The sequence below is a fragment of the Agrobacterium tumefaciens genome (assembly GCF_013318015.2).
Taxonomy (GTDB): Bacteria; Pseudomonadota; Alphaproteobacteria; order Rhizobiales; family Rhizobiaceae; genus Agrobacterium; species Agrobacterium tumefaciens.
In genome coordinates, this window is the sequence record NZ_CP115844.1 from 76,731 (window position 1) to 86,578 (window position 9,848).

Annotated in this window: 6 protein-coding genes and 2 pseudogenes; 3 read left to right on the plus strand and 5 right to left on the minus strand. The window is 50.0% G+C overall.

From position 1 onward, the window contains the following. Positions 1–35 precede the first annotated feature (35 nt). The 3 genes and pseudogenes from G6L97_RS26520 to G6L97_RS26535 all read right to left on the minus strand — a co-directional run bounded on the left by G6L97_RS26520 (position 36) and on the right by G6L97_RS26535 (position 1,743). A pseudogene (locus G6L97_RS26520) lies at positions 36–607 on the minus strand (adenylyl-sulfate kinase). Positions 608–765: 158 nt separating this feature from the next. Further along, positions 766–1,488, minus strand: coding sequence for a thioesterase II family protein (locus tag G6L97_RS26530; protein ID WP_174004505.1), 723 nt, complete (start codon positions 1,486–1,488; stop codon positions 766–768). 6 nt (positions 1,489–1,494) lie between these two features. After that, positions 1,495–1,743: a hypothetical protein gene (locus G6L97_RS26535; protein ID WP_174004507.1), complete on the minus strand. Its 249-nt coding sequence runs from the start codon at positions 1,741–1,743 to the stop codon at positions 1,495–1,497. Positions 1,744–2,170: 427 nt separating this feature from the next. Between G6L97_RS26535 and G6L97_RS26540 the strand changes: the two genes are divergently transcribed. After that, positions 2,171–3,388 carry an isopropylmalate/homocitrate/citramalate synthase gene (locus tag G6L97_RS26540; RefSeq protein ID WP_174004509.1) on the plus strand — a complete coding sequence of 406 codons (1,218 nt, stop codon included), beginning with the start codon at positions 2,171–2,173 and terminating at the stop codon, positions 3,386–3,388. Positions 3,389–3,529: 141 nt separating this feature from the next. Here the strand turns inward: G6L97_RS26540 and G6L97_RS26545 are convergent, their stop codons facing one another. Both G6L97_RS26545 and G6L97_RS26550 read right to left on the minus strand, forming a co-directional pair. Beyond that, positions 3,530–4,966, minus strand: coding sequence for a fatty acid desaturase (locus tag G6L97_RS26545; RefSeq protein ID WP_174004511.1), 1,437 nt, complete (start codon positions 4,964–4,966; stop codon positions 3,530–3,532). Between the two features lie 128 nt (positions 4,967–5,094). Beyond that, entirely contained in the window at positions 5,095–6,225 is a 1,131-nt protein-coding gene (locus G6L97_RS26550; protein ID WP_174004513.1) for a Fe(II)-2OG oxygenase family protein, read from the minus strand. Between the two features lie 521 nt (positions 6,226–6,746). Here G6L97_RS26550 and G6L97_RS26555 point away from each other — a divergent pair. Together G6L97_RS26555 and G6L97_RS28280 are read left to right on the plus strand one after the other, a co-directional pair. Further along, entirely contained in the window at positions 6,747–7,724 is a 978-nt protein-coding gene (locus G6L97_RS26555; RefSeq protein ID WP_174004515.1) for a prephenate dehydrogenase dimerization domain-containing protein, read from the plus strand. Positions 7,725–7,815: 91 nt separating this feature from the next. Beyond that, positions 7,816–9,789 (plus strand): annotated as a pseudogene (locus G6L97_RS28280) (AMP-binding protein); the annotation flags it as partial. Between the last annotated feature and the right edge of the window lie 59 nt (positions 9,790–9,848).

A 9,848-nucleotide genomic window follows, 5' to 3' on the forward strand; every position in this document is an offset into this window, starting at 1 on the left:
CCGGTCCGACGCTTGCCTAGCTTCACCTGTACATCTTAGAAGTATGCGCGCTCGCGAAGCCACGATTCCATCGTCCAAGCAAGTTCGTCGGCAGACATTAAAGACGCTTGTAAGTGGATATCTGGATGCTCGGGTGGCTCGTAGATAGACGCAATTGCAGTGAAATTGGCGATCTCACCGCGAAGTGCCTCCGCGTAAAGATCTTCCGGATCCCGCCTTTGACAGGAGTATCGACGAACACTTCAACGAACTCACCGGGCCCCAAAAGTTCCCGCGCCAACTTTCGTTCGGCACGAAGGAGCGATGAGACGCACAATAACGGTCAGACCACCGTCGATCATCAAGGACGCGACCTCAGCCACCATCCGTATATTTTCAATTCGCTCTAAGTCGCTGAAGCCTAGATCTCGATTCAAACCAAGCCGGATGTTTCGCCGTCAATTAGATAGGTTAGCCGGCCTGCTGCATGAAGACTTGCTTCAAGGATATTGCCTATGGTCGATTTGCCTGCTCCGGAAAGACGAGTCAGCCGGGTCGCGACAGGTCTTTGGTTTGTAAGCGCCGCGCGCTGCTCCTTCGCAATTCGACAGAGAATGCTTAAGAATATTTTTTGGAGGCTGGAGGAGAGAAAGTTTCATGCGAGCACCAATCGACACGTTTATGATTTACAAATACAGACCAATGCAGCCCGACCCATGACCACCAAGCTCGATTCTTCTGACCGCGGTTGAAAGCTTGTCCAGAGACGGCAGAAGCCAACAGGCTCTACCTAAGCACGAAGCCCTTTATGAGTTCTTCTCGAAGTTCAAATAGGGTGCCGGATTGATAGAAATGCCCTCCCTTCATTGGCACAAAGTCACATCGACCATCGGTAACGTTGCGCCAATCGTGGATATCCGAGCGCTGGAGGAATTCATCACTGTCCCCTGAGCAAACAATAATGGGGCATGATAGTTTAAGACCTTCTCGCGGAGCATAGTCATCGATTAAGCTAATATCGGAACTAAATATTGTCTCGAAGATGGACATGAAGTCGGCGTGTTCAGAAAGCTCTAACGGAATGCCACCGAGCGAAATGATGTGATCTGTCAAGCTCCCTTTAATTGCTCGTCGTCCCGAGCCTGGCGCACCGCATCCAGAAACCAGGAGATAGGCTACCGAGAGTCCAGATTGCTCTAAAATGTAGGCAACTTCGGTGGCTATAAGAGACCCCATGCTGTGGCCAGCGAGATAAACCGGCCCACGGCGCCACTTTAAGATTGAGTCTGCAATAGCAACAGCGCATTCAGAAATTGAATTGGCAAAAGGCTCCATAAAGCGATAGCCGCGGCCGGGGAGTTCTGCACAGTAAAACGAAAATTGAGACTCTTTCGCAGGCCATTCACGAAAGTAAGAGGCGCTTCCTCCGGCAAATGGGAAGAGAATTATGGTGGCTTCGCGTTCAATCCCACCGTCCAGTTCGATGAGCCACTTATCTACTCTTCGCATTTTCTCTTAAATTCTTGCGGCCTTGTGGTTCTCGGTTGAAACGCCCGCATTTCCGGTCGAGAGACCTGACAACCTTGGCATGATAACGAGCCGGACGAAAACAATCGCGAGCGTCGCCGCCCAAAGACACCACCAGAAGGTCTCTATTCCAGCGATGTGTCGTTGCACAAAGAGTTGAAGAGAATCCAACTGAGCGGGATCGTTACCAACAGTTCCGGGCATTGCAATAATTGGCAATTCTTTGCTGGCATCCATTTCAAAATCCTTCTGAATACCGTAGTGGGCACGACGTTGCCTAAGAAGGCATTACTAAATCAGATCAACTCGTTCTGGTAAGCTTGATACTCTCGCTTCTTTTCCCCGGTTCAACATCTCGGTGGATCCAAACTGGCTACGAAGGGCCACTGGCCGCCAAATGCGGAAAAGCGCCGAGCACTGAGAGTGTTCACGAGGAAGACGACATGGTCTTCAAATTTTTCAACCGTATATATCGATACAATCCACCAGTGGTGATAGAGCTAGCAGTTGTACAAGCAGACTGCAAGGATGCAACTCCGATCACGAAAAGCGCGGCACGAAAATGCAAAGCCAACGTACAAACTAAATACGATATCCAAACCCGCACTCTGTTTTTTCTATTAAATTCCGCTATTTGCATAACTTCCAATCGAGAGGTGATATTTTGTTAGATCTTGTTGAGCAGGCCGCTAGATCGGGAGCGATTGTTTTTCATGAGGAGATTGCAAGGGACGGCGCACAAGGAAAAACGTTGATTCTTGGCCCCCAACGAGTATCGATCGCCCGTAAACATATGCAGATTTTTGGCGAAGGGAACACAGAGCGGCTCGTTTTCAATGCTGGCTTTCCGAGCATCGGGCAAGAGGAGTTCGAGGCTGTACGCGAGGTGGTAGACAATGTCGATTTCTGCTATATCGGCGCATCGGGGCGCGCAACGATGCAAGAGGCTCGGCTTCTGATGCGTTCGATGAGGGGGGCGGCCTTCGGGCGGCTTTCGATAGCAGTACCGGTGTCGGAGGCCATGTGCGCTGCTATGATGCACAGAACGCCGGATGTTTGTTTATCCCAAATATGTGACGTTGTAAAATTTATCCTCGACACTGAAAACGCGTTCTGCATCGATGTGGCTTTTATGGATGCGGCGCGAGCAGACATTGGATTCGTTGCCGAGTCAGCTATCGCTTTGACCGAAGTTGGAGTCTCGATGATCATCATTTGTGATACCGTGGGAGGCCTTTTCCCGGCGGAAACGCGAAGTTTTTTTGACGCACTGCTTCAAAGGACAGAGGATAAGGTGAGCTTCGTCGCGCATATGCATAACGATCTTGGCTTCGGTCTAGTCAACACTTTGGAAGCGGTGAGCTGCGGGGTACGAGCCGTAACTGGATCGTGGCTTGGCCTCGGCGAACGGTCCGGAATGCCCGCGACGGAACAACTTCTGTTCGCTCTCGGGCACCAAACAGAAATGCTCAGTTCGCGTTTGAATGTCCCGTCAAATATTTGGTCGCAACCGCCGAATCTGAAGGAGATTGCTCCTACTGCGAGATTTGTTAGTCACGTCGTGGGCAGGCCCCTGTTAACGACAGATCCGATCGTCGGGCCGGGCGTGAACTCTATCTCCACAGGCACGCCTTTCGTGGATACGCTTTTGTTTCAACCTTACGACCCCGAAGTTGCACTTGGTGTTTCGCCGAAAATACACATCACTCAATTGGCTAGCAAAAGGGTCATAGAAGCTGCCCTTCGTGCGAGAGGACTTTTCTTGAACGTTGAGCAAGTTGAGCAACTGCTCTCTCTAGTCAAAAAGACCGCTTACGAGCGCGGCGTTGGTATTTTGGAGGAAGACGACTTTTTGCATTTGTTGCGACAGATCACTGGTTGACGACAACATTTCACGGTTTCGGTCGGGCCAGACCACGCGCTGTCGATTTGAGGATGTAAAGGTCATAAAGCAAGTAAATCCACTGCGTAATGGAACCTATCAACGAGGACCTAAGCATCGCGTTCGTCAGGAGCCATCAAATTACAGCTTGGTTGGAGAAGTTGGAAACGATCCGGGAAGGACTCGGCTTGCAATGCGCCCGAGTAGTAAATCGAAGTTTCGATACCATCTCGATTGATTTGATCGCACGAGAGGGTATGTTCTCGTTTCAATGAGGCTCGCAAGATTGCCATGTTGATGATTGTCTGTCGGTAGACAGCGTTCCGCAAGGAGATCAAAGCGGCGTCTCCACATGGCCTGCAAGAATAAGTGTTGCAGCTCAGGCGTCGGAATGTAAGTTATAACGCCGTTATCGCCATATATTGACGTGTCTTGACGCGCTTGTTCCGTTTGGTTGAACCAATGAGTTCCGGGACGTAGATGATGCTCGACGTGCCATCCAAAACCCATTCCGGTTTGTTCATCAATGTTAATCGTATTAGTATAAATGTTGTTTGGATCTTTCGTATCCACTAAACCATGCCAAAAGAATATTGATACTGCTCTTGGAACTCCGGATAATATTGGCACAAAAATTAAAAGCGCCGCAGCTACCGGATTGAAGAACGACAGGATTATAATCGTTGAATATCGAATAATCTGACCCTTAACGATTAGTCGTATTGGCTTCTTTAGGTTTCGTTTGGCGAGATACGCGTACCAGGAAAACGAGAATGTTACCTGCAACCCCAAAGAAAGTGCAAACTCGCAGAAATCCAAAAAGCTTTTCCTGTCATACCGAAGCGTAGACTGCACATCGTCCCAGCCGTTGTTCTCGGCATGATGTATCACCAAATGCTCTACGGTATAGTGATACGGAAACCGGCACGAAAGCAGTGGAACAACTAGATTCACATAGCCGTTCAGAAACTGAAATATGTCCCGTTCTCGACGTACCTTCAGGTGTTTCCAACGAAAAAAATGATTATGCACGTCGTAATGAATGATGTTCTCCTGCATTGTCGCGGTCCGCAAAAGAACGAACAAATAAATAATGATCGTCGGAAGCGAAACGGTTTGAGGAAAAACAATCAAAAGAAACGGGAAAGTTAGCAACAGCGACGAACAAAAGGTTAGCCTCACGAAATAAATATCTAGAGGTTGCCGTAGCCTCTTTCCTAGCCAAATTTCAACAAAATCTGGAAGCTTGCGCCTCTTGTTGCTCCGAAATGCACTTGCGGAGACATTGATTACGCCAATGCACAGCCAGCTCGTTAGAAGGCCTGCGATTCCATCGAACGCGTTACGGCCCAGAGAGGCCGCAATCAGGAGCATGTATGCGACAATTGTTAAAGTATAGGGCCTACGTTTGATCACCTTGTCGAGGCGGGTAGCTTTAAGTGTGAATGTGGAGCTTGCAGCAATTGCGATAATCGCCCAGTAGAGCGAATAAAATAGCGCGAAAAGTATGAAGCCAATTGCCTGGTACAGGATTTTCCAAACGTACCGAGATCCGTTTACCCTAATGGCTGTATCCATTGTAAATGGCTCCCACGCTTCGTAATAGGAGTAGCTGCACAAACCATGAAAGCGGTCGGTGCAACTTCACTTTGTTGCCAACGCGAAAAGCCGGGCAGTGCAGCATGACTCTGCGTTGCTGTGTCGATTCACAGCTTGCGGATGTTCTTTCCTGCTGTGGCGTCGTAAGTCCAGGCGCCTTGAACTTGGTCGGGTCCAAACATCTCTGGATAGAGAGAGGCAAATTGTCCGGCAATATGCATTCCCGGAACGTGCTTATGACCAGCGTGCTGCGAACCGCTCGCGAACCATTTGCGCGCGAGTACGCGGCGCTCGGTTGGTTTGGGACCATCCAAAAACGGGGTTCGACCGTGAATGACCCAGTGATTCCTTGCGAAAATTCCGCTCCCGGTTTTGTCGAGGTGAATCACCGATGAACCTGGAGCAAACGGTTTAGTGTAGTGGTTAAGGTACGACGCTGCACGCTCAAGCGCAGGAATACCCGTTCTCCAAATGATATCGCATTCATCGACCGCAAGTCGAAAAAACACCTGTGGCATTTCGGCTTCGTTCAAAAACAGCACTGGAGTGGTCACTTTAATGGCTTGTCGCCCAAGTGGCCTCAGAGCTGTAATGGCGTCCGGAAGAAAAAGGCTTGTGAATGCATCAGGGTCCTTCAACGCGAGATTAAGGGTCAGTCGAACAACATTCTGGAGAAAGGTAAACCCACCCCATATTGGCGGCGAATCGAGATATAGCGCAAACACTTCAACCGCACCGCCGTAACCCAAGCCATCGTTATGCGCGTCGAATTTCTCTGATGTTTCCGCCAAATTTCGATCGGTCGGTTTCTCAGGCTTTGTCTCTAGATTGTAAATCTTCAAAGTTCCATCAGGTGGACCGAAGCGCGCGACAGCTTCCGGAGAGCCCTCGCCAGGATTTGTCATGGGATATTTTACCGGTATGACGTCGGAGATTTGATTAGCAATTTCCAAAAGCGGATGAGAAAAACTGCTCGGTTCCTCCGGGTTCAAGACAATAAAATAGGTCCCTCCTCGTTCACCCCAATACTGCTCTGCGAGGGCCTGCTTTTCCTCCGACGAGATTTTCCTAAAGTCTTTAATGAAAACGGGTGGGAGAACTACCGGCAAGTGCTCAGTCAGCTCAGGAACGTCTGTTAGAGAAGCACATCCGATATCTTTCAAAGCCTTTTCGAGAAAAATGTCTCTCTGCTCGAGAAAGGCGCGCTCCCGCGCATCCAATGCTAGGTTTTTCAACACGAAAATTTCCCCACAAAATTGAATACCGCCTTAGGTAGCATCGAATAAATTTCTTCACAATAGCGTCGCTGGCGCTCGACGAGGGCGTTCGAACTTATTCCGGTTTGCAATGGTGCTTATCCGCTATTGATCGGCGTGCGTCCGGTTCATCACTCGTAGAAGACTGGGTTGGGCCGGAAGTCCAATTTCGGCAACCTATCGAGCCTGAGTTATCCTCGCAATCAACTGAGAAGTTATCATGCGTTGTACTCCATTCTGTTTGACTAGAAAAAGCTCTCTTGTTGTTCAGTTTCCTGCCGCGTGAGGTTGGCACAGTGACCTGTGACCTGCGTGCTTAGGCGTGCGGGTCGCTTGAGGCAGTCGTTCGGAATCGCCTCATTGCTATGCCTAAAGAATGTTGGGGTCTCGACGTGTGTGACGATGGAGAGGCTCCGTGAATGGGCTTGGTTCTCATCGCAGCCGGAAGGGTCCGGATATTAACGCATGGATTGGATAAAGGAGCTGTGGACAACCTTTTGTAGATGAATATATTCGATGATCACTCGATTTTTTTGTACTGCATACGCCGCACGCGCTTTCAATTTAGACGGGGCTTTTTTCGTATGACCAATGGTGATTTCAATAGCGCAGTGGTGTTTGGAGCAGGCGGAGGTTTCGGCCGTTTTTTCAGCCAGCGTTTATCCTCGGCCGTGAAGAATATTGCCCGCATAGACATCAGTCCTAGCCCCGGTTGCTTGGCTGGTGATGCGGTAAATCCTCAAGGGGAAGATATCAACGCCGCGCTGAAGAGTGCCGATCTGGTATTGCTGTGTCTGCCGGAAGACCAAGCGAAGCGCGCACTTCTCAATCTTTATAATTCTCTAAAGCCATCCTGTTTACTCGTTATTACGTGTTCAGTGATGAGCGATTTCTCGCAAATTACGCAGGCTGCGAAGCCCAATGGGAGAGCGCTGCCGGACGTCTTACTCATCAATCCGTTGTTTGCACCGGATCTTGATCCATCTGGACGATCGCTTGCGGCCGCAGCAGCCGGCGACGGAGCGGGCCAGAAAGCATTCCTGCGGTTGATAGAGTCGTGGGGGCTTCTTTTGGTGAAGACAGATCCCGACTCACATGATCAGTTGACCGCCCTTTATCAGGTGTCCGTACACGCAGCAGTAATCGCTGTTGCATTAGCCTGGTCAAAGTCCAACATTCGACCAGAGTCTACTTTTGCGCCGCCGCCAGCTCGCGCCATCAAACTTCTCGCGGCAAGAATATTGTCCGGCCAACCCTCCACTTATTGGGCGATCCAGAGGGAAAATCCCCATGCAAAAGGCGCTCGAAACTCTCTTATGGAGGCTTTAAAAGAAGTCGACGCGATCTTCTCCGGTGAAGCATTGGAGAACTTCGAAGGCGTTCGAGAAGTTTGTGGGGCGCTCTTCGATGGCGACATTCACGAACAAGCTGAGGCCTGTGCAGAAATGTTTCGCGCGATTCCGAACCCAAGGTCGCAGTAATGTTGTTCGAGTTTGATAGTGGCGCGTCTCGCGCGCTCGCGCGGGTGGATATCTCAGCATTGCTATTGACGATCAGCCTTAAGGACAGGAAATGGCTTTCCTAGAAGGACACGACGTCGAGGGACTCGTCGACGTCTTCCGTCGCAACGCGCGACTCAGAGCAGATGATATCGCCTACAGTTTTCTGCATGCCACGGCGGCGGTGGCGAGTGTAACTTATGGTCAACTTTACCGCGCCGCTTGTGATATCGCATTTAGTATTCAAGATCATGTGGAAGCTAACGGCCGCGCGGTGCTTTGCTATCCACCCGGCTTGGATTTTGTGAAAGCGTTTTGGGCGTGCCATCTTGCGGGCGTAATTGCTGTTCCCGTCCCAGTAATCTTTCGGCCTCGAGATCGCGCTCTTTTTGATCACATGATTTCGAATTGCGCGCCGTCAGTGGTGCTAACCGATAGCGAGACTTCGCGTCGGCTAAAACAACAAAAATTGGAGTTGGCTAAAACGGCGGTATTTTGCACGGATGTGATACCGGAGGCTCCTGCCTTATGGGATGTGAGTTCAAACGTCAGTTTGTCTCCCAAAATATCTGTCCTGCAATACACCTCAGGCTCCACGTCGACGCCAAAGGGCGTTATGATCTCGGACGCCAATCTGATCTCCACCGCTCGCTCCATGATTAGTGCAACAGGATTGACCGTGGATAGCGTTGGCCTCAACTGGGTGCCGCACTACCATGACATGGGGCTTGTAGGTGGCATTGTCACACCAATGGTGGCCGGCTTTCCAGTCTTCCTCATGTCGCATTTTTCTGCGATGTCTCGACCGGCGTCATGGTTAAAAGCCATTTCCGAAAATCGCGTTACAATTTCGGGCGGCCCCAACTTTGCGTTCGAGGCATGTTTACGTATTCCTGACGCCGATGTCCTCGATATCGATCTGAGGTCGTGGACAGTCGCATACAACGGCGCAGAGCCCGTTCGCGAAGGGACATTGCGTCGGTTTCAGGATAGGTTCGGTTTCGCTGGTTTTTCCCGCGAAGCGATTTATCCATGTTATGGACTTGCGGAGTCAACTTTGATGGTTGCGGGTGGCCCCTCATTTCGGGGCTTTGCCAGTCTCTCGGTAGATGCGGGCGCACTCCGGTGTGGCAATGTGGTGGAAGTGCAAGCAGGCAGTGGAGTTGATGTTACCAGACTGGTTTCATCTGGGACTGTCCTTGAATCCTGCGAAATCCAAATTGTTGATCCACAAACTAGAACACGTCGCCCCGAGGGCCAAATCGGTGAGATATGGATTAATGGGCCACATGTTGGCTTAGGATATTGGAATAATGAAATCGCAACAACCGAAGTATTTAAAGCCAATATCGCTAACGAAAATACGGAATACCTACGGTCAGGGGACCTTGGTTTCATATACAGAGAGCATGTTTTTGTCGTCGGGAGAATAAAAGATCTAATTGTGATAAATGGACAAAATATCTATCCCCACGATATAGAAGAATTACTAGAAAACAGCCATGTCGCCATCAAAGCGGGAACTTCCTCCGCTTTTGCGACGGAGATCGACGGTGCTGAACGAGTGACCGTCGTCTGCGAGGTTGAGCAGAAATGGAAAGCTCATTTCGAAGAGATTGTCCAAGTTCTCCGAAAAAGTTTGGCGGACGACCATGCCATCATCTTGCATTCAATTGCTTTCGTGCAAAAGGGAGCACTTCCAAAGACGACCAGTGGTAAAGTTCGACGCTCAGCAACGAGGCAAGCATTTAAGTCAGGTGAATTACCTACGATCCATCTGTGGCGACTTGGCAACGATGAGACACGGTCGCTTACGGAAGGGATCACTCAGCACCACGAAATTGACGATGTTATGGCAGCCGTCTCGTCGTCAATTAAAGATATAATTTATTCTGAAGCATCAGCTCAGCCAGACCTCGATCTCGGAAACTCGCTTGTTCATCTTGGGCTTGATTCGATTGAAATCATGAGGTTTTCCAACCGGATCGAGGAGTTATTTAATGTTACCATACCGGGAGATGTCTTGTTCGGTGCAAGCACGGTCGTGGAATTGGCCCGCAAGATCCGGGAGCTCAGATCGATCGACGGTCTGACCATCCCGAGGAT